The organism is Lelliottia nimipressuralis (assembly GCF_004402045.1).
Lineage (GTDB): Bacteria > Pseudomonadota > Gammaproteobacteria > Enterobacterales > Enterobacteriaceae > Enterobacter > Enterobacter chinensis.
On sequence record NZ_SOMG01000019.1, the window covers coordinates 21,888 to 45,789 of the forward strand.

General features: G+C 56.2%; 20 protein-coding genes. 13 read left to right on the top strand and 7 right to left on the bottom strand.

Annotation, left to right across the window (positions count from 1 at the left end):
* Positions 1 to 114: 114 nt before the first annotated feature.
* Genes kdpE through kdpF form a run of 6 tightly spaced genes read right to left on the bottom strand, consistent with a single transcriptional unit; the run spans position 115 to position 7,900 of the window.
* Positions 115 to 792 carry a two-component system response regulator KdpE gene (kdpE, locus tag E3U32_RS12820; RefSeq protein ID WP_134349094.1) on the bottom strand — a complete coding sequence of 226 codons (678 nt, stop codon included), beginning with the start codon at positions 790 to 792 and terminating at the stop codon, positions 115 to 117.
* Positions 789 to 3,476 (bottom strand): two-component system sensor histidine kinase KdpD, encoded by a 2,688-nt coding sequence (gene kdpD, locus E3U32_RS12825; protein ID WP_134349095.1) that lies wholly within the window; start codon positions 3,474 to 3,476, stop codon positions 789 to 791. The genes kdpE and kdpD overlap by 4 nt, the downstream gene beginning before the upstream one ends.
* Entirely contained in the window at positions 3,477 to 4,052 is a 576-nt protein-coding gene (gene kdpC / locus E3U32_RS12830; protein WP_134349096.1) for a potassium-transporting ATPase subunit KdpC, read from the bottom strand. It abuts the gene before it with no gap.
* 12 nt (positions 4,053 to 4,064) lie between these two features.
* On the bottom strand, positions 4,065 to 6,113 hold the full coding sequence (gene kdpB / locus E3U32_RS12835; protein ID WP_032641682.1) for a potassium-transporting ATPase subunit KdpB: 2,049 nt from the start codon (positions 6,111 to 6,113) through the stop codon (positions 4,065 to 4,067).
* Between the two features lie 18 nt (positions 6,114 to 6,131).
* Complete coding sequence (kdpA, locus tag E3U32_RS12840; RefSeq protein ID WP_134349097.1) at positions 6,132 to 7,811, bottom strand: potassium-transporting ATPase subunit KdpA; 1,680 nt, start codon at positions 7,809 to 7,811, stop codon at positions 6,132 to 6,134.
* Positions 7,811 to 7,900, bottom strand: a complete 90-nt coding sequence (gene kdpF, locus E3U32_RS12845) for a K(+)-transporting ATPase subunit F (RefSeq protein WP_014069365.1) — start codon at positions 7,898 to 7,900, stop codon at positions 7,811 to 7,813. The genes kdpA and kdpF overlap by 1 nt, the downstream gene beginning before the upstream one ends.
* Before the next feature lie 308 nt (positions 7,901 to 8,208).
* Here kdpF and E3U32_RS12850 point away from each other — a divergent pair, with 308 nt between their 5' ends.
* The 7 genes from E3U32_RS12850 to nei all read left to right on the top strand — a co-directional run bounded on the left by E3U32_RS12850 (position 8,209) and on the right by nei (position 14,319).
* Positions 8,209 to 8,415 carry a YbfA family protein gene (locus tag E3U32_RS12850; RefSeq protein ID WP_013097552.1) on the top strand — a complete coding sequence of 69 codons (207 nt, stop codon included), beginning with the start codon at positions 8,209 to 8,211 and terminating at the stop codon, positions 8,413 to 8,415.
* 602 nt (positions 8,416 to 9,017) lie between these two features.
* The gene (gene phrB, locus E3U32_RS12855) at positions 9,018 to 10,430 is read left to right on the top strand and encodes a deoxyribodipyrimidine photo-lyase (protein WP_134349098.1); all 1,413 of its coding nucleotides are present in this window, start codon (positions 9,018 to 9,020) and stop codon (positions 10,428 to 10,430) included.
* Between the two features lie 10 nt (positions 10,431 to 10,440).
* Positions 10,441 to 11,184 carry a type 2 GTP cyclohydrolase I gene (locus tag E3U32_RS12860; RefSeq protein WP_134349111.1) on the top strand — a complete coding sequence of 248 codons (744 nt, stop codon included), beginning with the start codon at positions 10,441 to 10,443 and terminating at the stop codon, positions 11,182 to 11,184.
* 14 nt (positions 11,185 to 11,198) lie between these two features.
* Positions 11,199 to 11,855, top strand: a complete 657-nt coding sequence (pxpB, locus tag E3U32_RS12865; protein WP_134349099.1) for a 5-oxoprolinase subunit PxpB — start codon at positions 11,199 to 11,201, stop codon at positions 11,853 to 11,855.
* Positions 11,849 to 12,781, top strand: a complete 933-nt coding sequence (pxpC, locus tag E3U32_RS12870) for a 5-oxoprolinase subunit PxpC (RefSeq protein ID WP_134349100.1) — start codon at positions 11,849 to 11,851, stop codon at positions 12,779 to 12,781. The genes pxpB and pxpC overlap by 7 nt, the downstream gene beginning before the upstream one ends.
* Positions 12,768 to 13,505 (top strand): 5-oxoprolinase subunit PxpA, encoded by a 738-nt coding sequence (pxpA, locus tag E3U32_RS12875; RefSeq protein WP_134349101.1) that lies wholly within the window; start codon positions 12,768 to 12,770, stop codon positions 13,503 to 13,505. The genes pxpC and pxpA overlap by 14 nt, the downstream gene beginning before the upstream one ends.
* A gap of 22 nt (positions 13,506 to 13,527) precedes the next feature.
* Positions 13,528 to 14,319, top strand: a complete 792-nt coding sequence (gene nei / locus E3U32_RS12880; protein WP_134349102.1) for an endonuclease VIII — start codon at positions 13,528 to 13,530, stop codon at positions 14,317 to 14,319.
* 84 nt (positions 14,320 to 14,403) lie between these two features.
* On the opposite strand, the gene E3U32_RS12885 is transcribed toward nei, so the two are convergent.
* Positions 14,404 to 15,687, bottom strand: a complete 1,284-nt coding sequence (locus E3U32_RS12885) for a citrate synthase (RefSeq protein ID WP_134349103.1) — start codon at positions 15,685 to 15,687, stop codon at positions 14,404 to 14,406.
* Positions 15,688 to 16,326: 639 nt separating this feature from the next.
* On the opposite strand from E3U32_RS12885, the gene sdhC reads away from it, so the two are divergent.
* From sdhC to odhB, 6 genes are all read left to right on the top strand, one after another.
* Complete coding sequence (gene sdhC, locus E3U32_RS12890) at positions 16,327 to 16,731, top strand: succinate dehydrogenase cytochrome b556 subunit (RefSeq protein ID WP_020684965.1); 405 nt, start codon at positions 16,327 to 16,329, stop codon at positions 16,729 to 16,731.
* Positions 16,725 to 17,072, top strand: coding sequence for a succinate dehydrogenase membrane anchor subunit (sdhD, locus tag E3U32_RS12895; RefSeq protein ID WP_008501088.1), 348 nt, complete (start codon positions 16,725 to 16,727; stop codon positions 17,070 to 17,072). Before sdhC ends, sdhD begins: the two co-directional genes overlap by 7 nt.
* Complete coding sequence (gene sdhA, locus E3U32_RS12900) at positions 17,072 to 18,838, top strand: succinate dehydrogenase flavoprotein subunit (protein WP_134349104.1); 1,767 nt, start codon at positions 17,072 to 17,074, stop codon at positions 18,836 to 18,838. Before sdhD ends, sdhA begins: the two co-directional genes overlap by 1 nt.
* Before the next feature lie 15 nt (positions 18,839 to 18,853).
* A complete protein-coding gene (sdhB, locus tag E3U32_RS12905; protein ID WP_008501090.1) occupies positions 18,854 to 19,570 on the top strand; it encodes a succinate dehydrogenase iron-sulfur subunit SdhB in 717 nt (238 codons plus the stop codon).
* Between the two features lie 238 nt (positions 19,571 to 19,808).
* The gene (gene sucA / locus E3U32_RS12910; protein WP_134349105.1) at positions 19,809 to 22,616 is read left to right on the top strand and encodes a 2-oxoglutarate dehydrogenase E1 component; all 2,808 of its coding nucleotides are present in this window, start codon (positions 19,809 to 19,811) and stop codon (positions 22,614 to 22,616) included.
* Between the two features lie 14 nt (positions 22,617 to 22,630).
* The gene (gene odhB / locus E3U32_RS12915; RefSeq protein WP_008501093.1) at positions 22,631 to 23,851 is read left to right on the top strand and encodes a 2-oxoglutarate dehydrogenase complex dihydrolipoyllysine-residue succinyltransferase; all 1,221 of its coding nucleotides are present in this window, start codon (positions 22,631 to 22,633) and stop codon (positions 23,849 to 23,851) included.
* Positions 23,852 to 23,902 lie beyond the last annotated feature (51 nt).

The window sequence follows — 23,902 nt, forward strand, 5'->3', positions numbered from 1 at the left end:
GTTTTGTTAATGTTTTAAATGAGCAAAAATAACCCGAAGAAATAACGTCTGGGTTATTTGTGAAATATTATCTGAGTGATTTTGTTTTTATTTAAAAATAAAATGAATAGTTATTCAAAGCATGAACCGATAACCGATACCGGTTTCAGTTAATAAATGGCGAGGGCGAGCGGGATCAACTTCGAGTTTCTGACGAAGATGTCCCATATATATGCGCAAATAGTGACTATGCTCCACAGCGTTAGGCCCCCACACCTGATTTAACAGCTGGCGTTGGGTGAGTACCTTACCGTGGTTGTTGAGCAGCACGGCGAGCAGCCGAAACTCAATGGGCGTGAGATGGATCTCCTCTTCACCGCGCACAATGCGCCGCGCGGCAAGGTCAACCTGGATATCACTAAACGTGTAGGTTGGGTCGGCTGGCGTGGTTGCGCTGTGGCGACGCAGCGCCACGCGAAGGCGAGCCTGCAACTCGCCGATACCAAAAGGTTTAATCAGGTAGTCATCCGCCCCGGCATCCAGCGCGGCGATTTTATCCGTCTCTTCAGTGCGGGCGGAGAGCACCAGAATCGGCATCTGGCTCCACTGACGGACCTCACGAATAAAATCGATGCCGTCGCCATCCGGCAGCCCAAGATCGAGGATCACCAGGTCCGGCTTGCGGGTGGCGGCTTCAATTAAACCCCGTTGAAGCGTACCCGCGTCATGAACGCGCAGACCATCTCCTTCCAGCGCTGCGCGCAGAAACCGGCTAATGGCGATCTCATCTTCGACAATCAGAACGTTGATCACAAATCCTCTGGTAATTCATTAAGTTCTGGCGGGGTTTCCAGAGGAAGTGTAACACAAAAACGCGCGCCGCCTTCCGGACGATTCTCCGCAGAAATGGACCCGCCGTGGACGTCAATGATCGCCTGGCAAATCGCCAGCCCCAGCCCGACGCCCGGAATGGCCGACTCCTTATTGCCGCGCGCGAATTTTTCAAAGATAGCCAGCTCCTGCCCGGAAGGAATGCCCGGACCGGTATCCCAGACGTTAAGATGAAGCGCTCCATCTTCCACCGTTGCATCCACGCCAATCCGCGCGCTGGCGCCCGCATATTTACCGGCATTTTCCAGCAGGTTAATCAGCACCCGTTCAAACAGCGGGCCATCAACATGAATCAGGGTCAGGGGCTCGGGCATGTTCAGCGCGATATGTCGCCCACCCAGACCGGGTTCGAGCATTTTCAGGGCGCTGCCCACCACCTCTTCAAGCGTGAGCCACTCTTTTTTGAGGTTAAAGCCGCCTGACTGAATACGCGCCATATCAAGCAGGTTATTCACCAGACGCGTGGTATTCAGCACGTGCTGGCGGATCTCGCTGGCCTGAAGGGCGTGCTTAGAGCCTTCTGCCGCCAGGTCCAGCGTCAGGATTTCAGACTGACCAAACAGGACGGTGAGAGGGGTCCGAAGGTCGTGAGACAGCGCTGCCAGCAGCGAGTTACGTATGCTTTCACGCTCGCTTGCCAGCCGGGCCTGCTCTTCGCTGGTGGTGAGCGCCAGCCGCTCCAGCGCGCTGGCAACCAGCAGGGTGAAAGTCTCGAGCAGCCGCTGCTGTTCGGGGATCATCAGCTGGCGCAGATTGGAGGGCTCAACGATGACCAGTCCCTGATTTTTATCGGCACTGCGCAGCGGCAGAATTTGATAAGGTACGCCGGGCAGGGTGTCGGTCCCTGCGCCAGCCGGTAAGCCCTTGTCAAAGCTCCAGCGCGCGATGGCTTCGTCCCAGGGCGTCATGCCTGAGGCCGACGTCAGCGGGCGCAGCTTGCCGTGTTCGTCCGGGAGTAAAATCAGGTTGCTGGCATGAAACGTCGAGCGGATGAACTGCTCGCTGGTCTGCACAATATCCAGCGGGGTACGGCCAACCGCCAGCGATTTCGACATCTCATAGAGATGGCGCGTGCGCTGTTCGCGGTAGCGGGCGATACGTGCCTGATAGCGCACACCCGCGGTCAGATTCCCGATCACCAGCCCGACGGTAAGCATCACGGCGAAGGTGAGAATGTACTGTACGTCCGAAACGGCGAGCGTCCCGCGGGGGGCAATAAAGAACAGATCGAAGCTGATGACGTTGACAACCGTCGCCAGTACTGACGGCCAGCGCCCGTAAAAGAGCGCCACCACCACCACGCCAAGGAGGTAAATCATCACCAGGTTGGCGGCATCAAACGCAATCAGCCACTGGCTGGCAATCACGGTAATCAGGGCGCAGAGCACGACGGCGACAAGACAGCCGCGGAGCTGAATGCGCCATTTATCGCTGAAGGTGCGGCTGTCCGGCGCGCGAGTCGGTAAGGGGGTGGGTTTATCATCCAGCGCCACGATCACCAGGTCCAGATCCGGTGCGCGGCGGGCCAGTTTGTCGGCAAAGGATTCGCGGCTAAACCAGCGGCGATGCTGGCGACGGCCAATCACGATTTTCCCCAGGTTATGCTCGCGCGCGTAGCGCAGAATAGCTTTATCTTCCTGAGGATCGGAAAGGGTGGCGGTTTCCGCGCCCAGCTCCTGCGCCAGGCGCAGCGAACTCAGAATAGCGCGCCGCTGGTTTTCAGGCAGCGCGTGGAGATGGGGCGTTTCGACATACACCGCATGCCAGACGCTGCCAAATTTGGCAGCCAGACGAGCGGCGGTGCGGACAAGCTTTTCATTGCCGCTGCTGTGACCCACGCAGAGCAGGATGGCATCCCGCGTGTGCCAGACGCGTTCCTGGCCCTGCAGGTCACGCCAGGCGCGCATCTGATCGTCCACCCGGTCGGCGGTTCGGCGCAGGGCCAGTTCGCGCAGAGCAATCAGGTTACCTTTACGGAAGAAATGTTCGATGGCACGCTCGGCCTGGCCGGCGATATAGACTTTGCCTTCATGCAGGCGCTGGCGCAAATCATCGGGGGGGAGGTCGACCAGCACCACCTCGTCGGCGGAATCGAAGAAGGGATCGGGCACCGTCTCACGTACCTGGATACCGGTCACGCCGCTGACTACGTCGTTCAGACTTTCGAGATGCTGAACATTGACCGTCGTGAAAACATCGATGCCGGCTTCAAGTAACTCTTCAACGTCCTGCCAGCGTTTTGGATGGCGTGAGCCTGGCGCATTGCTATGCGCCAGTTCGTCCATCAGGATCAGGGCGGGGCGTCGGGCGAGGGCGGCATCGAGATCGAATTCGGTGACTAACCGACCACGATGGCTGATGCGTCGGGGCGGCTGGGTGGCCAGCCCCTTCAGCAGTGATGCCGTCTCTTTACGTCCGTGGGTTTCTACCACGCCGATCAGTATATCGAGCCCCTGCGCCCGAAGCCGCTGGGCTTCTGTCAGCATGGCGAAGGTTTTCCCGACGCCTGCGCAGGCGCCAAAGAAAATTTTCAGTTTGCCGCGATGGGCTTCAGCCGTTTGTTCAAGCAGCCTGTCCGGATCCGGGCGCATGGGCTCGTCGGTCATTTAGTTTTTCCTTAGCGCGTCCAGCGCCAGATTCAGCTCAACAATATTCACCACGGGCATGCCGATGAAGCTGACCAGCGGCTTTTGCGTGTGCTCTGCAACCAGCTGGCTAACCTGTTCGACGGTCAGCTGACGGGCGGCGGCAACGCGCGGGATCTGCCATGCCGCTGCTGCCGGCGTCAGGCTGTAGTCCAGCCCGCTGGCCGAGGCGGTCACCAGCTCCACAGGAACGACTCGGCTGGCCTGCGGATTGGCGGCGCGCAGGGCTGCCACACGTTCGGCGACGGCTTTGTCCAGCTCAGGGTTGCTGCCCGCCAGGTTACTGCCGCCAGATGCCATCGGATTATACGGGCTTTCGGCAGTGGCGGAAGGGCGTCCCTGGAAGTAACGGGCATCCGTAAAGTTCTGTCCAATCAGGCGCGAACCGCGGTTTTCACCGTTTTGCATAATCAGCGAGCCGTTGGCCCGATCTTTAAACCACCACTGGCCCAGCGCGGTGGTCACCAGCGGGTAAAGCCCGCCAGTAATGAGAGACAGCAGAATAAACAGAAGTATAGCGGGGCGTAACATCGTCATTTGATTCACCTTTTAAACCAGGCCGAACAGCGTCAACAGCAGGTCGATAACCTTGATACCGATGAAGGGCACCACCAGCCCGCCCAGACCGTAAATCCACAGGTTGCGGCGCAGCATGGCGGCCGCGGTGAGCGGCTTATAGCTCACGCCTTTCAGCGCCAGCGGGATCAGGAAGACAATAATCAGGGCGTTAAAAATCACTGCACTGAGAATGGCCGAAGCCGGGGAGTGCAGGTGCATCACGTTCAGCGCGTTTAATTGCGGATAGGTCGCAGCAAACGCGGCCGGAATGATGGCGAAATACTTCGCCACATCGTTGGCGATACTGAACGTCGTTAGCGAACCGCGCGTCATCAGCATCTGCTTGCCAATGTGCACCACTTCAATCAGCTTGGTCGGGTTGGAGTCGAGGTCGACCATGTTGCCCGCCTCTTTTGCTGCCTGCGTACCGGAGTTCATCGCTACCGCCACGTCGGCCTGCGCCAGGGCAGGGGCATCGTTGGTACCGTCACCGGTCATCGCCACCAGACGGCCTTCCGCCTGATACTGACGAATCAATGCCAGCTTGGCTTCCGGCGTTGCTTCGGAAAGAAAATCATCCACGCCCGCTTCGGCGGCAATCGCCGCGGCGGTAAGACGGTTATCCCCGGTGATCATCACCGTTTTGATCCCCATTTTACGCAGCTGGGCAAAGCGCTCTTTGATGCCGCCTTTGACGATATCCTTCAGGGCGATGACCCCCAGCACACGTGAGCCTTCGGCCACCACCAGCGGCGTTGCCCCCTGACGGGCCACGCTCTCGACCAGGCTGTCCACTTCCGGTGGGAAGTGGCCGTTGTTAGCCTCAATATGGCGACGGATCGCGTCAACAGAGCCTTTACGGATCATGCGATCCTGAATGTTAATTCCGCTCATGCGGGTTTGCGCCGTGAAGGGCACGAAAGTGGCATGCAGGCTCTGCACGTCGCGCTGGCGCAGGTTAAAGCGCTGCTTGGCGAGAATCACAATACTACGGCCTTCCGGGGTTTCATCGGCAAGGGAGGAGAGTTGTGCCGCATCCGCCAGCGTTTTTTCATCCACGCCTGGGGCGGGTAAGAAATCTGACGCCTGGCGGTTACCGAGGGTAATGGTCCCGGTTTTATCCAGCAGTAAGACATCTACGTCACCGGCAGCTTCAACCGCACGTCCGCTGGTGGCGATGACGTTTGCACCAAGCATACGGCTCATACCGGCCACGCCGATAGCAGACAGCAGGCCGCCAATGGTGGTTGGGATCAGGCAGACCAGCAGAGCCACCAGAACCGTAATGGTGACCGCGGTGCCGCCATAGGCGGAGAACGGCCACAGCGTTGCGGTTGCCAGCAGGAAGACGATAGTCAAGGCCACCAGCAGGATGGTGAGGGCAATTTCGTTGGGTGTTTTCCGACGCTGCGCGCCTTCCACCATGGCGATCATCCTGTCCAGGAAGGTTTCACCTGGGTTAACGCTACACTGGATCACCAGCCAGTCGGAGAGAATGCGCGTCCCGCCCGTCACGGAGGCGAAATCGCCGCCGGATTCACGGATAACCGGCGCGGATTCCCCGGTGATGGCGCTTTCGTCCACTGATGCGCCCCCTTCAATAACTTCCCCGTCGCATGGGATGATGTCGCCGGCTTCCACCAGCACCACATCGCCTTTACGCAGTTCATCCGCCGGAACGTGGTCCATCTGCGCGCCGTATTTGGGTTCACGTAACTTGCGCGCGAAGGCGGTTTTTTTGACGCCTTTCAGGCTGTTGGCCTGGGCTTTACTCCGGCCTTCCGCCAGCGCTTCCGCAAAGTTGGCGAACAGCACGGTGAACCACAGCCACAGGCTGATAGCCCCGGTAAACATCGCATTTCCCGGCATGTGGCCTGTTCCCATGGCTATCGCCAGGGCGGTGGTCAGGACGCTTCCCGCCCAGACAATAAACATTACCGGATTGTGCCACTGCACGCGCGGGCTCAGTTTTTTCACCGCATCCATGAGCGCCTGGCGAACTAATGACGGTTCGAACAGGGCCAGTTGTTTACGACTCATGACAATTTCTCCGCAAAATCAGCGTAAAGAGAGGTATTCCGCGACCGGGCCTAACGCGAGGGCGGGGATAAAGGTCAGGGCGCCGACCAGTAACACGGTGCCCGTCAGCAGGCCGATAAACAGCGCGCCATGGGTTGGTAATGTCCCGGTGGTGGTCGGTTGAATTTTTTTATTTACCAGCGATCCGGCAATCGCCATGACCGGCACAATGATCCCGAAACGACCCACAAACATGCAGAACGCCAGCAGACAGTTCCAGAACGGCGAGTTGGCGCTTAGGCCTGCAAAGGCGCTGCCGTTGTTGTTGGCGGCCGAGGAGACGGCATACAGCACTTCACTAAAGCCGTGAATCCCAGGGTTGAAGATGCCGCTGCGTCCGGCCTCGGTCATCAGCGCCAGCGCGGTGCCGAGCAGCACAAGGGCAGGGGTGACCAGAATCGCCAGCGCGGTTAATTTCATTTCGCTAACGTCAATTTTTTTACCCAGGTATTCCGGGGTGCGGCCAATCATCAGACCGGCAATAAACACCGCAAGCAGCACGAACAGCAGCATGCCGTAAAGACCCGAGCCCACGCCGCCAAACACCACCTCACCAATCTGCATCAGCCACATCGGGATCATGCCACCCAGTGCCGTAAAGGAATCATGCATGGCATTGACTGCGCCGCACGAGGCCGCCGTGGTGACTACCGCATACAGGCTGCTGGCGAGAATGCCGAAGCGGCTCTCTTTACCTTCCATGTTGATCGCGCTATCGGCGCCCAGCGAGAGGAAGTGCGGGTTCCCCTGCCATTCGGCCCACATCACCAGCGCGACACAGACCACAAAGATAAGTGACATGGTCCAGAGCAGGGTGCGCCCCTGACGGCGATCGTTGACCACGTCGCCAAAGGCAAAGCAGAGCGCGGCGGGGATCAGAAAAATGGCCAGCATCTGTACAAAGTTGGTCAAGGCAGTAGGGTTTTCAAATGGATGCGACGAGTTGGCGTTGAAGAAACCACCCCCGTTTGTCCCGAGCATCTTGATGGCTTCCTGCGAAGCCACTGGCCCCATCGGCAGGAGCTGTTTTGCCCCTTCCAGCGAGGTATATGGCGCGTAAGGCATCAGGTTTTGCAAGGTGCCCTGCTGAATAAAGAAGAGTGCGATCAGCAGCGCAATCGGCAGCAGGATCCACAGCGTAATGCGCAGCAGATCCACCCACGCATTACCCAGCGTACTCACTTTCTGGCGCGCAAACGCACGCGTCAGCGCGAAGATTACCGCAATACCGCTGGCAGCAGAGAGGAAGTTCTGCACGGTTAACCCGACCATCTGGCTGAAATAGCTGAGCGTGGTTTCACCAGAATAGGACTGCCAGTTAGTGTTGGTGACAAAACTGACCGCTGTGTTCAGCGCAAGATGCCAGGACAGGCCCGGTAATTGTTGCGGGTTCAGCGGCAGACTGCCCTGCAGCATCAGCATGGCAAAAAGCGCAATGAGCCCAACGATATTCAGCAGCAGAATGGCAATCAGATATTCACGCCAGTTCATCTCCCGATCGTGTATTCCCAGTACGCGCCAGATCCCTTTTTCAACGCTTCCCGTGCCAGGCAAGGGGACGTTGTTGATCAATCGTGCCAGTCCTGTTCCCAGTGGCCTTGCCAGAACGAACAATACCACTAAGAAGCTGGCAATAAGCAGAAACGCCTGAGCAGCCATCAGAAGGCCTCCGCATTAATCAGGGCATAAACCAGATAACCCAATAACAGGAACACCAGCACGATGCCGGCAATAAGACCTGCACTCACAATCCACCTCCGGGTGACTTTCGTTGTTGTACTAACGGTAGGATTTTCGGCGCAAAGATTTCGCAAAAATGGGGAGGGTGGGTGTAAAAAAAGTATAAAAATGGCAAAGCCCACAATTTAACTATTGATAAGTAAATCGTTAACTTTTTTGTAACTTAGTTACGGAGTGAATGTAAATATTCACTAAATGAATAAAAATAAGTGGTCGGATGAGTAGTAAAATTACAAACAAAGCGATATTATTTTAGCCAGGTCACAGATTTTGAATTTTCCGGATGACGTTTCCGGCCAACTATAGGGGAGAAAATATGGATCTTTATAAAGAGTATCCGGCTCATATCGTGTTCATGCGTCGCGCTTTCGCCGTAGTGGCTGGCGTGCTGGCTCTGCCGGTGATGCTGTTCTGGAAAGATCGTGCACGTTTTTACAGCTATCTGCACCGCGTCTGGGCGAAAACCAGCGAGAAGCCTGTGTGGATGGATCAGGCCGAGAAAGCGACCTGCGATTTTTACTGATACTAAGACTACACACAGCAATAAAAAAACCGCCAACAGGAATGTGGCGGTTTTTTTGTCCCTCAGGATTCGCGGTCCGTTGGGTGGTCTTGCAGCCCCTACCCGGGATTTTTATCATACCCTCCTGCAAACAGATGGCAATCCCTCTAAGCCTTTATAAAATCCTAATCTTATTCGAATATCTTACCTTTGCTGTTGATGTTAATTATGATGCTTCGTCCCTTTCCGCCATCTCGCACATGGGCATCGGTCCAGGGAAAGGTGTATTTACAGCCGTAAAGCAGCCCACCTACCCGGGCTTGTGTCCACCGACTTATCACCGGTGGTGAACGGTGGAGCGGTTAGCTGCAGGGACCGCATAATGAAACGCTATATATGCATTGCGTTCATTGTCGCCAGCGTACTTGTTGTTAAGCGTGATGAACCGACCGGGTTTGTTGCATTGACCACGATAGCGCAGGACAAGTAGCGTTAAGGCCGCCTCGGGCGGCCTTTTTTATTTCATCCCGTCTACACTTCATGGCAAAGTACAGTAAAAACCCGCCGCTTTTTCCTTTGGTGGCGTGCCCTTACGGACATAATGGATATTTGCCTGGAGTTTTATGCCCACCCATCTGGTTTGGTTTCGCGCGGACCTGCGCGTGCATGACAACATCGCTCTTGCGGCAGCCTGCCGCTCTCAGGATGCCAGAGTGCTGGCGCTGTTTATCGCCACGCCCGGACAGTGGCAGCAACATGATATGGCGCCGCGACAGGCGGCTTATCTCAACGCGCATCTCAACGATCTGCAATGCTCGCTTGCCGAAAAAGGCATTCCTTTGATTTATAAAGAGGTTAGTGATTTTGCCGCGCAGCTTCTGACGGTGCAGGAGATATGTCAGCAGAACCATGTCACGCATCTTTTTTATAACTATCAGTACGAAGTGAATGAACGCCAGCGGGATCGCCAGCTGGAAACATCACTGAAAGATGTACAGTGCCAGGGATTTGATGACAGCGTGATGCTGGCACCGGGCAGCGTCATGACCGGCAGTCATGAAATGTACAAAGTGTTTACGCCCTTTAAAAACGCCTTTGTTAAACGCCTTAAAGAGGCGCTGCCGGAGTGCGTGGCCGCACCCGCAGTCCGCGGGGAAGCGATAACGGACCTGCCGGAACTGACGTTTAATTATCCCCAGGCGGCGTTCGATGCGCTTCTGTTCCCCGAAAACGAAAAATCCGCTATCGCGAAGCTGCGCCAGTTTTGTAAACAGGGCGCGGGTGACTATGACGCTCGCAGGGATTTCCCGGCCATTGAAGGGACCAGCCGTTTATCCGCGTGCCTGGCGTTGGGCGTCCTTTCTCCTCGCCAGTGTTTACATCGTCTGCTGGCCGAGCAGCCTCAGGCGCTGGACGGTGGGGCCGGTTCGGTCTGGCTTAACGAACTTATCTGGCGCGAGTTCTATCGTCATCTGATGACGTATCACCCTGATTTATGTAAGCATCGTCCATTCATTCCCTGGACCGATAACGTAAAATGGCAGCACGATGAGGCGCCTTTACAGGCCTGGCAGAAAGGTGAAACGGGCTACCCCATTGTGGATGCCGCGATGCGCCAGCTAAATGAAACCGGGTGGATGCACAACCGTCTGCGAATGATTACCGCCAGCTTTCTGGTAAAAGATCTGCTTATCGACTGGCGTGTCGGGGAGCGCTATTTTATTTCTCAGTTGATAGATGGCGATCTGGCGGCGAACAATGGCGGCTGGCAGTGGGCCGCCTCTACCGGTACCGATGCGGCGCCCTATTTCCGGATTTTTAATCCCACCACCCAGGGGCAAAAATTTGACGCAGACGGCGACTTCATTCGCCGCTGGTTGCCCGCACTCAGGAATGTTCCTGCGAAAGCGATCCACGAACCGTGGACATGGGCGGATAAACAGGGCGTGAAGCTCGATTATCCCCGTCCGATTGTTGACCATAAACAGGCGCGCGTCGCCACGCTGGCAGCCTATGAAACCGCCCGCAAAGCTTGAGAGAGTCATGATGAAAAACAGCGAACTGGAAAGCCTGATTAACGAAAAACTGAACAGCACCGCCTTCAGCGATTACGGCCCGAACGGGCTTCAGGTTGAAGGACGTGAGACGGTACAAAAAATTATTACTGGCGTGACGGCAAGCCAGGCGCTGCTGGACGAGGCTGTTCGTCAGGAGGCCGACGCGGTGATTGTCCATCACGGTTATTTCTGGAAAAACGAATCACCGATTATTCGCGGTATGAAGCGCAACCGCCTGAAAACGTTGCTGGCAAATGACATCAACCTGTACGGCTATCACCTGCCGCTGGATGCGCACCCGGAGCTGGGCAACAACGTACAGCTGGCGCAGCTACTGGGAATTACCGTGATGGGCGAAATTGAGCCGCTGGTGCCGTGGGGCGAACTGGCGATGCCGGTTCCGGGGCTGGAGCTGGCCTCATGGATCGAAGCGCGCCTCGGGCGTCGTCCACTGTGGTGCGGTGATACCGGACCGGATCTGGTGAAGCGTGTTGCCTGGTGCACCGGGGGCGGGCAGGGCTTTATCGATAGCGCCGCGCGCTTCGGTGTCGACGCGTTTATTACGGGTGAAGTCTCTGAGCAAACGGTTCACTCCGCTCGCGAGCAGGGGCTCCATTTCTACGCCGCAGGCCACCATGCCACGGAACGTGGCGGCATTCGCGCACTCAGCGAGTGGCTGACGGAAAATACCGATCTGGATGTGACCTTTATTGATATCCCTAATCCGGCCTGATGAGAGGTAGTTAAGTGCAGCGAGCGCGTTGTTATCTTCTGGGTGAAACCGCAGTGGTACTGGAGCTGGAGCCGCCCGTTACGCTGGCCACACAGAAGCGTATCTGGCGGCTGACCCAGCGTCTGGCCGACATGCCTGAAGTGGTTGAGGCCATTCCGGGTATGAATAACATTACCGTCGTGCTGCGAAGCCCGCATACGCTGGCTCTGGATGCCATTGAACGTTTGCAGCGTTGGTGGGAAGAGAGTGAGGCGCTGGAGCCGGACTCCAGAACGATTGCGATCCCGGTGGTGTACGGTGGCGCGGGGGGACCCGATCTCTGCGTGGTCGCTCAGCACTGCGGGTTAACGGAAAAACAGGTTGTCGAGCTACACGCCTCCGTTGACTACGTTGTCTGGTTTTTAGGATTTCAGCCGGGCTTTCCGTATCTTGGCGGACTTTCCCCGAGGCTGCATACGCCGCGTCGGGCGGAGCCACGGCTGAGCGTGCCGGCTGGCACCGTCGCGATTGGCGGCGAGCAGACCGGCATTTATCCACTGGCTTCGCCTGGCGGCTGGCAGCTTATCGGGCACACGTCTACGCCGTTATTTGAGCCCGGTCAGGCATCGCCGGTCCTCCTGCGTCCTGGCGATACCCTCCGCTTTATCCCGCAGAAGGAGGGCGTATGTTAACGCTTATTCGTGCCGGGCTTTACACCTCCGTTCAGGATGCGGGCCGCTTTGGCATGCGCCAGTCTGGCGTGAGCTACTGTGGGGCGCTGGACAGGCCTGCGCTTGAGATTGCTAACGTGCTGGTGGGCAACCCCGGCAATACGGCTGCGCTCGAAATTACGCTGGGCCAGTGTGTCATTGAGTTTAGTCAGGAGACCTGGTTTGCGTTAACCGGCGCAGGGTGCGATGCCACGCTTGATGGCAAAGCGGTCTGGACCGGCTGGCGGCTGCGGGCGAAAGCCGGGCAGCGTTTAACGCTTAAGCGTCCTCTGCACGGGGTACGCAGCTATCTTGCGGTGGCGGGCGGTATTGACGTGCCGGAGGTGCTGGGCTCATCCAGTACCGATCAGAAAGCCGGTATTGGCGGTCACGAAGGACGCTTGCTGCGCGATGGCGATCGTCTGGCGATCAAGCCCTCTGCGCGTCACTTCTCGACGACTCAGGGCGTGAAGCAACTCCTTTGGGGAAACCAGATCCGCGCCTTACCGGGGCCGGAATATCATGAGTTTGACGAGGCCTCTAAAGAGTCCTTCTGGCGCTCACCGTGGAAGCTCAGCCCACAAAGTAACCGTATGGGGTATCGTTTGCAGGGGCAGCCGCTGACCCGCACGACTGACCGTGAATTGCTTTCACACGGTTTGTTGCCCGGCGTCATCCAGGTGCCGGGTAACGGTCAACCTATTGTGTTGATGAACGATGCGCAGACAACGGGTGGTTATCCGCGTATTGCCTGCATCATTGAGGCCGATCGCTATCATCTGGCGCAAATTCCCCTCGGACAGCCGATCCACTTCGTGCAATGTTCGCTGGAAGAGGCGCTAAAGGCGCGTCAGGATCAGCAGCGTTATCTGGAACAGCTGGCGTGGAGGCTCGATGGTAAAGATTGATTTAAACGCCGATCTGGGCGAGGGCGGCAGTGCCGATGCCCAACTGATGACACTGGTCTCTTCGGTCAATATCGCCTGCGGCTTTCACGCGGGTGATGCACAGATCATGCTGGAGAGCGTGCGCAATGCCCTTAAAAACGGCGTCGCGATTGGCGCTCATCCGAGCTTTCCCGACCGGGAAAACTTTGGCCGCACCGCGATGGAACTGCCACCGGAGACGGTCTACGCCCAGATGCTGTACCAGATTGGCGCGCTGGAGGCGATTGTGCAAGCTCAGCAGGGCGTGTTACGCCACGTGAAGCCGCACGGCATGCTCTACAACCAGGCGGCGAAAGATCCCGCTCTGGCTGACGCCATTGCCCGCGCGGTACGGGATTGTAATCCGCAGTTGATACTGGTTGGCCTGGCGGGAAGCGAGCTTATTCGCGCCGGGCAGCGTCTGGGGTTAACCACGCGTCAGGAAGTGTTTGCCGACAGAGGGTATTTGCCTGATGGCAGTCTGGTTCCCCGGACCCAACCCGGCGCGTTAATCACCGATGAATCTCAGGCGCTTGCGCAGACCCTTCAGATGGTGCGTGAGGGCACTGTCAACGCGACTGATGGCTCAACGGCCAGCGTGCAGGCGGATACGGTCTGTTTACACGGTGATGGCGAGCATGCGCTGCAGTTTGCGCGCCGCTTACGGGCGGCCTTTGCAGAACAGGGGATCCTCGTCAGCGCCTGACAATCACGATAAGGACAGAAAAATGCCTGAAGGCCCGGAGATCCGCCGCGCGGCGGATAGCCTCGAGGCGGCGATAAAGGGCAAAACCCTGACGGATGTCTGGTTTGCTTTTCCTCAACTGAAAGCGTTTGAAACACAGCTGGTGGGCCAAACGGTGACGCATATTGAAACGCGCGGAAAAGCGTTGCTTACGCATTTTTCCCATAACCTGACGTTATATAGCCATAACCAGCTTTATGGCGTCTGGCGAGTGGTTAATGCGGATGAGCAGCCGCAAACTACCCGCGTATTGCGCGTCAGGCTGCAAACGGCGGATAAAGCCATCCTGCTCTACAGCGCGTCGGATATAGAAATGTTAACGCCCGAGCAACTGCTTACGCACCCGTTCTTACAGCGGGTCGGGCCGGACGTGCTGGACATGCGCCTGACGGCGAGCGATGTCAAAGCCCGATTGTTATCACCCAAATTCCGCAACCGGCAATTTTCCGGGTTACTGCTCGATCAGGCGTTCCTGGCAGGGCTAGGTAATTATCTGCGGGTAGAAATTCTGTGGGAAGTGGGGCTGGCACCGCAGCACAAAGCGTCTCAGTTAAGTGATGAACAGCTGGAGGCGCTGTCCCATGCGCTGCTGGATATTCCGCGGTTATCCTATAACACGCGCGGCGTGGTGGATGAGAACAAGCATCACGGGGCGCTGTTCCGCTTTAAGGTGTTTCATCGGGCGGGAAAAAAGTGCGAGCGGTGCGGCGGGATTATCGACAGGATAATGCTCTCTTCACGACCGTTTTACTGGTGTCCACACTGTCAGAAATAAAAAAGCCGGGTGGCGGCTACGCCTTACCCGGCCTACATTTCGCACACGTAGGCCCGGCAAGCGTAGCGCCGCCGGGCATCTCTGTTAGCGCTTAATATCAGACTTAAAATCACGCTGCTCGTAGCCGGTGTAAAGCTGGCGAGGACGCGCAATTTTCATGCCTTCGCTGTGCATTTCGTTCCAGTGCGCAATCCAGCCTACGGTACGCGCCATCGCGAAGATCACGGTGAACATGGAAGACGGAATACCCATCGCTTTCAGGATGATACCGGAGTAGAAATCGACGTTCGGGTAGAGTTTCTTCTCGATGAAGTACGGGTCGTTCAGCGCGATGTGTTCCAGCTCCATCGCCACTTCCAGCAGGTCATCTTTAGTGCCCAGCTCTTTCAGCACTTCATGACAGGTTTCACGCATTACGGTTGCGCGTGGGTCATAGTTTTTGTAAACACGGTGACCAAAGCCCATCAGGCGGAAGGAATCATTCTTATCTTTCGCGCGACGTACGAATTCTGGAATGTGCTCAACGGTGCTGATCTCTTCCAGCATCTTCAGTGCTGCTTCGTTCGCGCCGCCGTGCGCCGGTCCCCACAGGGAGGCGATGCCCGCAGCGATACAGGCGAACGGGTTCGCGCCTGAAGAGCCTGCGGTACGGACGGTAGAGGTCGAGGCGTTCTGTTCGTGGTCAGCGTGGAGGATCAGAATACGGTCCATCGCGCGTTCCAGTACCGGGTTCACTTCATACTCTTCGCACGGCGTGGAGAACATCATGCGCAGGAAGTTACCGGCATATGAGAGGTCGTTACGCGGATACACAAACGGTTGACCGATAGAGTATTTGTAACACATCGCTGCCATGGTCGGCATTTTGGACAGCAGACGGAAGGCTGCGATATCACGGTGACGTGGGTTATTCACGTCAAGGGAGTCGTGGTAGAACGCCGCCAGCGCACCGGTAATCCCGCACATCACCGCCATTGGGTGAGAGTCACGACGAAACGCATGGAACAGACGGGTAATCTGCTCATGGATCATGGTGTGACGGGTCACGGTGGTTTTGAATTCATCGTATTGCGCCTGCGTCGGTTTTTCGCCGTTCAGCAGGATGTAGCACACTTCCAGATAGTTGGATTCGGTGGCTAACTGATCGATGGGGAAGCCGCGATGGAGCAGGATACCTTCGTCACCGTCAATGAAGGTGATTTTGGATTCGCAAGATGCGGTAGAGGTAAATCCAGGGTCAAAGGTGAATACCCCTTTGGAACCCAGCGTACGGATATCAATAACATCCTGACCGAGCGTGCCTTTTAGCACATCCAGTTCAATAGCATTGTCACCACCCAGGGTGAGCTTTGCCTTTGTATCAGCCATTTACGGTCTCCTTAGCGCCTTATGCTTAAGACTGCGCTTTACCGGATTTGCTTTCAGCTGTTAATCACCGTTACCAGATTGTTATTTGGCTTACCGCTCAGCTCACGAGGACAAACCAGGGTACAGAGCTATGGCGCCTTGCAGGTAAACGAATGAAATATCAGTGAAACAACAGCAAATCAGCGTTTTTGCAGTCCGAATTATTCAAACCTGTATATCACTAATAACTGTCCTGATAACTTCGGTCAATACCATCACACTGTTACATAACTATTTGTCAGGTGAAAGTGAGACCTCATAACTTTTGCGCATTATATGCCTTTTCTGATGACGTTTGTAACAATATTGTTTAACATTTGTCAAATCAGATGATTAAAAATTAAAAAGATGTTGTTATCGTGACCCTGATCACTGTTCCAGAGAAAACCCGACAAACTGTATGTAGGTTAATTGTAATGATTTTGTGAACGGCCTATACTGCCGCCAGGTCTCCGGAACACCCTGCAATCCCGAGCCACCCAGCGTTGTAACGTGTCGTTTTAGCATTTGGAAGCAATGTTTTGCATGACGCGCAGTTATAGAAAAGGAACGCTGCTTGACCCGCATCGCAGTCCGGAGGAAGGAAACAATAAGAACAGCATGTGGGCGTTATTCATGATAAGAAATGTGAAAAAACAAAGACCTGTCAATCTGGATCTCAAAACGATCCGGTTCCCTGTAACAGCAATAGCGTCCATTCTGCACCGTGTATCCGGTGTGATTACGTTTGTGGCGGTCGGTATTCTGCTGTGGTTACTGGGCACCAGCCTCTCTTCTCCTGAAGGATTCCTCCAGGCCTCTGCCATCATGAACAGCTTCTTCGTGAAATTTATCATGTGGGGCATTCTGACTGCGCTGGCGTACCACGTTGTTGTGGGTGTTCGTCATATGCTGATGGACTTTGGCTACCTGGAAGAAACGTTCGAAGCCGGGAAACGCTCCGCTAACATTTCATTTGTGATTACTGTCGTGCTTTCACTTCTCGCAGGAGTTCTCGTATGGTAAGCAACGCCTCCGCATTAGGACGCAACGGCGTACATGACTTCATTCTTGTCCGTGCTACCGCCATCGTTCTCACCCTTTACATCATCTATATGATCGGTTTCTTCGCCACCAGCGGCACGCTGACGTGGGAAATCTGGAGTGGGTTCTTCGGATCTGCCTTCACCAAAGTGTTCACCCTGCTGGCGCTGTTCTCCATCCTTATTCATGCCTGGATTGGTATGTGGCAGGTGCTGACCGATTACGTTAAACCTCTGGCGATTCGCCTCCCTCTGCAGCTGGCCATTGTTGTTGCTCTGGTGGTTTACGTTATTTATGGATTCGTTGTGGTGTGGGGTGTGTAATGAAACTGCCAGTCAGAGAATTTGATGCTGTTGTGATTGGTGCGGGTGGCGCAGGTATGCGTGCCGCACTGCAAATTTCCCAGAGCGGCCAGAGCTGCGCGCTGCTCTCAAAAGTGTTCCCAACCCGTTCCCACACAGTGTCTGCGCAGGGCGGTATCACCGTTGCGCTGGGTAATACCCACGAAGATAACTGGGAATGGCACATGTACGACACGGTAAAAGGTTCCGATTACATCGGCGACCAGGATGCCATCGAATATATGTGTAAAACTGGCCCGGAAGCGATTCTGGAGCTGGATCACATGGGTCTGCCGTTCTCCCGTCTGGAAAATGGCACCATCTATCAGCGTCCGTTTGGCGGCCAGTCGAAAAACTTCGGCGGCGAGCAGGCGGCACGTACCGCGGCAGCGGCTGACCGTACCGGTCACGCTCTGCTGCACACCCTGTATCAGCAGAACCTGAAAAACCACACCACTATCTTCTCCGAATGGTATGCGCTGGATCTGGTGAAAAACGCCGATGGCGCAGTGGTGGGTTGTACCGCGCTGTGCATCGAAACCGGTGAAGTGGTTTACTTCAAAGCGCGTGCAACCGTGCTGGCAACCGGCGGTGCAGGGCGTATTTATCAGTCTACAACTAACGCCCACATCAACACCGGTGACGGCGTTGGTATGGCTATCCGCGCTGGCGTGCCGGTGCAGGATATGGAGATGTGGCAGTTCCACCCAACCGGTATCGCTGGCGCGGGCGTTCTGGTGACAGAAGGCTGCCGCGGTGAAGGTGGCTACCTGCTGAACAAACACGGCGAGCGCTTCATGGAGCGTTATGCCCCGAATGCGAAAGACCTGGCGGGTCGTGACGTGGTGGCGCGTTCCATCATGATCGAAATTCGTGAAGGCCGCGGCTGTGATGGCCCATGGGGTCCACACGCGAAGCTGAAACTCGACCATCTGGGTAAAGAGGTGCTGGAATCCCGTCTGCCGGGCATCCTGGAACTGTCCCGCACCTTCGCACACGTTGACCCGGTGAAAGAGCCGATTCCGGTTATCCCAACCTGCCACTACATGATGGGCGGTATTCCGACCAAAGTGACCGGTCAGGCGCTGACCGTGAACGAGCAGGGCGAAGACGTCGTCATCCCTGGCCTGTTCGCGGTAGGCGAAATCGCCTGCGTATCCGTTCATGGTGCAAACCGCCTGGGCGGCAACTCCCTGCTTGACCTGGTGGTATTTGGCCGTGCAGTCGGTCTGCATCTGCAGGAATCCATTGCCGAGCAGGGCGCGCTGCGTGATGCAACCGATGACGAAATTGATGCCTCTCTTGCGCGCCTCAACCGCTGGAACGGTAACCGTAACGGCGAAGATCCGGTGGAAATCCGTAAAGCGCTGCAGGAATGCATGCAGCACAACTTCTCGGTATTCCGCGAAGGTGACGCGATGGCCAAAGGCCTTGAACAGCTGAAAGCGATCCGCGAGCGTCTGAAAAATGCCCGTCTGGACGATACCTCCAGCGAGTTCAACACCCAGCGCGTTGAGTGCCTGGAGCTGGATAACCTGATGGAAACCGCTTATGCCACTGCGGTGTCGGCAAACTTCCGTACCGAAAGCCGTGGCGCGCATAGCCGCTTCGACTTCCCGGATCGTGATGACGAAAACTGGCTGTGCCATTCCCTGTATCTGCCAGAGTCGGAATCCATGACGCGTCGTAGCGTCAACATGGAACCGAAACTGCGTCCGGCGTTCCCGCCGAAGATTCGTACTTATTAATGCGGAGACAGGATAATGAAACTCGAATTCTCAGTTTATCGTTATAACCCGGATGTTGATGACGCTCCGCGTATGCAGGACTACACCCTGGAAGCGGAAGAGGGTCGTGACATGATGCTGCTGGACGCCTTAATCCAGCTGAAAGAAAAAGATCCGACGCTGTCGTTCCGCCGCTCCTGCCGTGAAGGGGTCTGTGGCTCTGACGGTGTGAACATGAACGGCAAAAATGGTCTGGCCTGCATCACGCCAATTTCAGCGTTGCAGCGTCCTGGCCAGAAAATTGTTATCCGTCCTCTGCCAGGCCTGCCGGTCGTGCGTGATTTGGTGGTAGACATGGGGCAATTCTATGCACAATATGAGAAGATTAAGCCTTACTTATTGAATAATGGGCAAAATCCACCTGCGCGTGAGCACTTACAGTCTCCTGAGCAGCGTGAAAAACTCGATGGGTTGTACGAGTGTATCCTCTGTGCATGTTGTTCAACGTCCTGCCCGTCGTTCTGGTGGAACCCGGACAAGTTTATCGGCCCGGCCGGTCTGCTGGCTGCCTATCGCTTCCTGATCGATAGCCGCGACACCGAAACCGACAGTCGTCTGGAAGGACTGAGTGACGCTTTCAGCGTATTCCGCTGCCATAGCATCATGAACTGCGTCAGTGTGTGTCCGAAGGGGCTGAACCCGACGCGCGCCATCGGCCATATTAAGTCGATGCTGCTGCAGCGCAGTGCGTAAGTAAAAACGCCGGATGGCGCTGCGCTTATCCGGCCTACGTAACAGTAGGCCCGGTAAGCGCAGCGCCACCGGGCAAATTGCAGAAACCTTTAAAAACTGCCCTGAAGTCTAGACAGTTTCTAAAGGTTCCTTCGCGGGCCAAATGAAAAGAGCTCGCAGGTGAACCCCGGCACGTACACGTGGTGTACGTGGTAGTTTCTACGGCGAAAGTAAGCATAAAAATGCTTAAGGGATCACGATGCAGAACGGCGCAATGAAAGCCTGGCTGGACTCTTCTTTCCTTTCTGGTGCAAACCAGAGCTGGATAGAACAGCTCTATGAAGACTTCTTAACCGATCCTGACTCAGTGGACGCAAACTGGCGTTCCATGTTCCAGCAGTTGCCTGGCACAGGGGTCAAACCGGATCAATTCCATTCCAAAACACGTGATTATTTCCGTCGTCTGGCGAAGGATGCCTCACGTTACTCTTCTGCGATTTCCGACCCTGACACCAATGCGAAGCAGGTTAAAGTCCTGCAGCTTATCAACGCTTATCGCTTCCGCGGTCACCAGCATGCGAATCTCGATCCGCTGGGACTGTGGCAGCAAGAACGTGTGGCCGATCTCGATCCGGCGTATCACGATCTGACCGAGGCCGATTTCCAGGAAAGCTTTAACGTAGGTTCCTTTGCCATCGGCAAAGACACGATGAAGCTGGGCGAGCTGATTAACGCGCTCAAGCAAACCTACTGCGGCTCCATCGGCGCGGAATACATGCACATTACCTCTACCGAAGAGAAACGCTGGATCCAGCAGCGTATCGAATCCGTAGCAGGCCATGCGACCTTCTCGGCTGACGAGAAAAAACGCTTCCTGAACGAACTGACTGCAGCTGAAGGACTTGAGCGTTATCTCGGCGCGAAATTCCCGGGCGCAAAACGCTTCTCGCTGGAAGGCGGTGATGCGCTGGTGCCGATGCTGAAAGAGCTGATTCGTCACGCAGGCAAGAGCGGTACCCGTGAAGTGGTACTGGGCATGGCGCACCGTGGTCGTCTGAACGTACTGGTCAACGTGCTGGGTAAAAAACCGCAGGACCTGTTCGACGAATTCGCGGGCAAACATAAAGAACACCTCGGCACCGGCGACGTGAAGTACCACATGGGCTTCTCGTCGGATATCGAAACCGAAGGCGGTCTGGTTCACCTGGCGCTGGCGTTTAACCCGTCGCACCTGGAAATCGTCAGCCCGGTGGTTATCGGTTCCGTGCGTGCGCGTCTGGATCGTCTGGACGAGCCGAGCAGCAACAAAGTTCTGCCAATCACCATTCACGGCGATGCGGCGATTACCGGTCAGGGCGTGGTTCAGGAAACCCTGAACATGTCGAAAGCGCGTGGTTACGAAGTGGGCGGTACCGTTCGCATCGTGATCAACAACCAGGTGGGCTTCACCACCTCTAACCCGCTAGACGCGCGTTCTACCCCATACTGCACCGACATCGGTAAGATGGTGCAGGCGCCAATCTTCCACGTGAATGCGGATGACCCGGAAGCGGTCGCTTTCGTCACCCGTCTGGCGCTCGACTTCCGTAACACCTTTAAACGCGACGTGCTGATCGACCTGTTCTGCTACCGCCGTCACGGCCACAACGAAGCTGATGAGCCAAGTGCAACCCAGCCGTTGATGTACCAGAAAATCAAAAAACACCCGACGCCGCGCAAAATCTATGCAGACAAGCTGGAAGCGGAAAAAGTGGCGACGCTGGAAGATGCGACCGAGCTGGTCAATCTTTATCGCGACGCGCTGGATGCGGGTGAATGCGTAGTGAAAGAGCTGCGCCCAATGAACATGCACTCCTTTACCTGGTCGCCGTACCTCAACCACGAGTGGGATGAGAGCTACCCGAACAAGGTCGAAATGAAGCGCCTGCAGGAGCTGGCTAAACGCATCAGCACCGTACCGGACGCTATCGAAATGCAGTCTCGCGTAGCGAAAATCTACGGCGACCGTCAGGCCATGGCGGCAGGCGAGAAGCTGTTCGACTGGGGCGGAGCGGAAACCCTGGCCTATGCGACCCTGGTTGACGAAGGTATTCCTGTTCGTCTGTCCGGTGAAGATGCGGGCCGTGGTACCTTCTTCCACCGTCACGCGGTGGTTCACAACCAGTCCAACGGTTCAACTTACACCCCGCTGCAGCACGTGCACAACGGCCAGGGCCAGTTCAAGGTCTGGGACTCCGTACTGTCTGAAGAAGCGGTACTGGCATTCGAATACGGTTACGCCACCGCAGAACCACGCACCCTGACCATCTGGGAAGCGCAGTTCGGTGACTTCGCCAACGGCGCGCAGGTGGTTATCGACCAGTTCATTTCTTCTGGTGAGCAGAAATGGGGCCGCATGTGTGGCCTGGTGATGCTGCTGCCGCACGGTTATGAAGGCCAGGGTCCGGAGCACTCCTCCGCGCGTCTGGAGCGTTATCTGCAGCTCTGCGCTGAGCAGAACATGCAGGTCTGCGTGCCGTCCACCCCGGCTCAGGTGTACCACATGCTGCGTCGTCAGGCGCTGCGCGGTATGCGTCGTCCGCTGGTGGTAATGTCGCCGAAATCCCTGCTGCGTCATCCGCTGGCGGTCTCCAGCCTGGATGAACTGGCTAACGGCACCTTCATGCCAGCCATCGGTGAGATTGACGAGCTGGATCCGAAAGCCGTGAAGCGTGTCGTAATGTGTTCTGGTAAGGTTTATTACGACCTGCTGGAACAGCGCCGCAAGAATAATCAGAAAGATGTCGCCATCGTGCGTATCGAGCAGCTTTATCCATTCCCGCATCAGGCGATGCAGGAAGTGCTGAAACAATATGCTCACGTACATGATTTTGTCTGGTGCCAGGAAGAGCCGCTTAACCAGGGCGCATGGTACTGCAGCCAGCATCATTTCCGTGAAGTGATTCCATTTGGGGCAGCCCTGCGTTACGCAGGTCGCCCGGCCTCCGCCTCTCCGGCGGTAGGGTATATGTCCGTTCACCTGAAGCAGCAACAAGATCTGGTCAATGACGCGCTGAACGTCGATTAATTAAAGGATACAAAATGAGTAGCGTAGATATTCTTGTTCCCGACCTGCCTGAATCTGTAGCAGATGCGACCGTCGCTACCTGGCACAAAAAACCAGGCGATGCCGTTAAGCGCGATGAAGTGCTGGTAGAAATCGAAACTGACAAAGTGGTACTGGAAGTACCGGCTTCGGCGGATGGCGTTCTGGACGCGGTGCTGGAAGATGAAGGCACAACCGTAACCTCTCGTCAGATCCTGGGTCGCCTGCGTGAAGGCAACAGCGCGGGCAAAGAGTCCAGCGCGAAATCTGAAGAGAAAGCCTCTACGCCGGCTCAGCGCCAGCAGGCTTCTCTGGAAGAACAGTCTAACGATGCCCTCAGCCCGGCGATCCGTCGCCTGCTGGCTGAACACAGCCTTGATCCGGCAGCCATCAAAGGCACCGGTGTGGGTGGTCGTTTGACCCGCGAAGACATCGACAAGCACCTGGCGAAAGCGCCTGCTCAGGCAGAAGCGAAAGCCCCTGCGGCGGCACCGGCAGCACAGCCTGCGCTGGGCGCCCGCAGCGAAAAACGTGTACCAATGACTCGCCTGCGTAAGCGTGTGGCCGAGCGTCTGCTGGAAGCGAAAAACTCCACCGCGATGCTGACCACCTTCAACGAAGTGAACATGAAGCCAATCATGGACCTGCGTAAGCAGTACGGTGACGCCTTCGAAAAACGTCACGGTATCCGTCTGGGCTTTATGTCCTTCTACGTGAAAGCGGTTGTTGAAGCGCTGAAACGCTATCCGGAAGTGAACGCCTCTATCGATGGCGATGATGTGGTTTACCACAACTATTTCGACGTCAGCATGGCGGTTTCTACTCCACGTGGCCTGGTGACCCCGGTTCTGCGTGATGTGGATACCCTGGGTATGGCTGACATCGAGAAGAACATTAAAGAGCTGGCTGTTAAAGGCCGTGACGGCAAGCTGACCGTAGACGACCTGACCGGCGGTAACTTCACCATTACCAACGGCGGCGTATTCGGTTCACTGATGTCTACCCCGATCATCAACCCGCCGCAGAGCGCGATCCTGGGTATGCATGCCATTAAAGATCGCCCTATGGCGGTTGACGGTAAAGTGGAGATCCTGCCAATGATGTACCTGGCGCTCTCTTACGATCACCGCCTGATCGACGGCCGCGAGTCCGTGGGCTTCCTGGTTGCGATTAAAGAGCTGCTGGAAGATCCAACCCGTCTGCTGCTGGACGTCTAGTTTTGCAGTCTTGCCCGGCGGCGTATTGCTGCCGGGCCAATAAAAGCACGA

Excerpts from the sequence above, each read along its gene's own strand:
- pxpA (WP_134349101.1), top strand. The coding sequence starts at position 12,768 with ATGGTAAAGATTGATTTAAACGCCGATCTGGGCGAGGGCGGCAGTGCC.
- sdhA (WP_134349104.1), top strand. The coding sequence starts at position 17,072 with ATGAAACTGCCAGTCAGAGAATTTGATGCTGTTGTGATTGGTGCGGGT.
- nei (WP_134349102.1), top strand. The coding sequence starts at position 13,528 with ATGCCTGAAGGCCCGGAGATCCGCCGCGCGGCGGATAGCCTCGAGGCG.
- odhB (WP_008501093.1), top strand. The coding sequence starts at position 22,631 with ATGAGTAGCGTAGATATTCTTGTTCCCGACCTGCCTGAATCTGTAGCA.
- sdhB (WP_008501090.1), top strand. The coding sequence starts at position 18,854 with ATGAAACTCGAATTCTCAGTTTATCGTTATAACCCGGATGTTGATGAC.
- sdhC (WP_020684965.1), top strand. The coding sequence starts at position 16,327 with ATGTGGGCGTTATTCATGATAAGAAATGTGAAAAAACAAAGACCTGTC.
- phrB (WP_134349098.1), top strand. The coding sequence starts at position 9,018 with ATGCCCACCCATCTGGTTTGGTTTCGCGCGGACCTGCGCGTGCATGAC.
- E3U32_RS12850 (WP_013097552.1), top strand. The coding sequence starts at position 8,209 with ATGGATCTTTATAAAGAGTATCCGGCTCATATCGTGTTCATGCGTCGC.
- sdhD (WP_008501088.1), top strand. The coding sequence starts at position 16,725 with ATGGTAAGCAACGCCTCCGCATTAGGACGCAACGGCGTACATGACTTC.
- E3U32_RS12885 (WP_134349103.1), bottom strand. The coding sequence starts at position 15,687 with ATGGCTGATACAAAGGCAAAGCTCACCCTGGGTGGTGACAATGCTATT.
- E3U32_RS12860 (WP_134349111.1), top strand. The coding sequence starts at position 10,441 with ATGAAAAACAGCGAACTGGAAAGCCTGATTAACGAAAAACTGAACAGC.
- sucA (WP_134349105.1), top strand. The coding sequence starts at position 19,809 with ATGCAGAACGGCGCAATGAAAGCCTGGCTGGACTCTTCTTTCCTTTCT.
- pxpC (WP_134349100.1), top strand. The coding sequence starts at position 11,849 with ATGTTAACGCTTATTCGTGCCGGGCTTTACACCTCCGTTCAGGATGCG.
- kdpA (WP_134349097.1), bottom strand. The coding sequence starts at position 7,811 with ATGGCTGCTCAGGCGTTTCTGCTTATTGCCAGCTTCTTAGTGGTATTG.
- kdpC (WP_134349096.1), bottom strand. The coding sequence starts at position 4,052 with ATGACGATGTTACGCCCCGCTATACTTCTGTTTATTCTGCTGTCTCTC.
- kdpD (WP_134349095.1), bottom strand. The coding sequence starts at position 3,476 with ATGACCGACGAGCCCATGCGCCCGGATCCGGACAGGCTGCTTGAACAA.
- kdpB (WP_032641682.1), bottom strand. The coding sequence starts at position 6,113 with ATGAGTCGTAAACAACTGGCCCTGTTCGAACCGTCATTAGTTCGCCAG.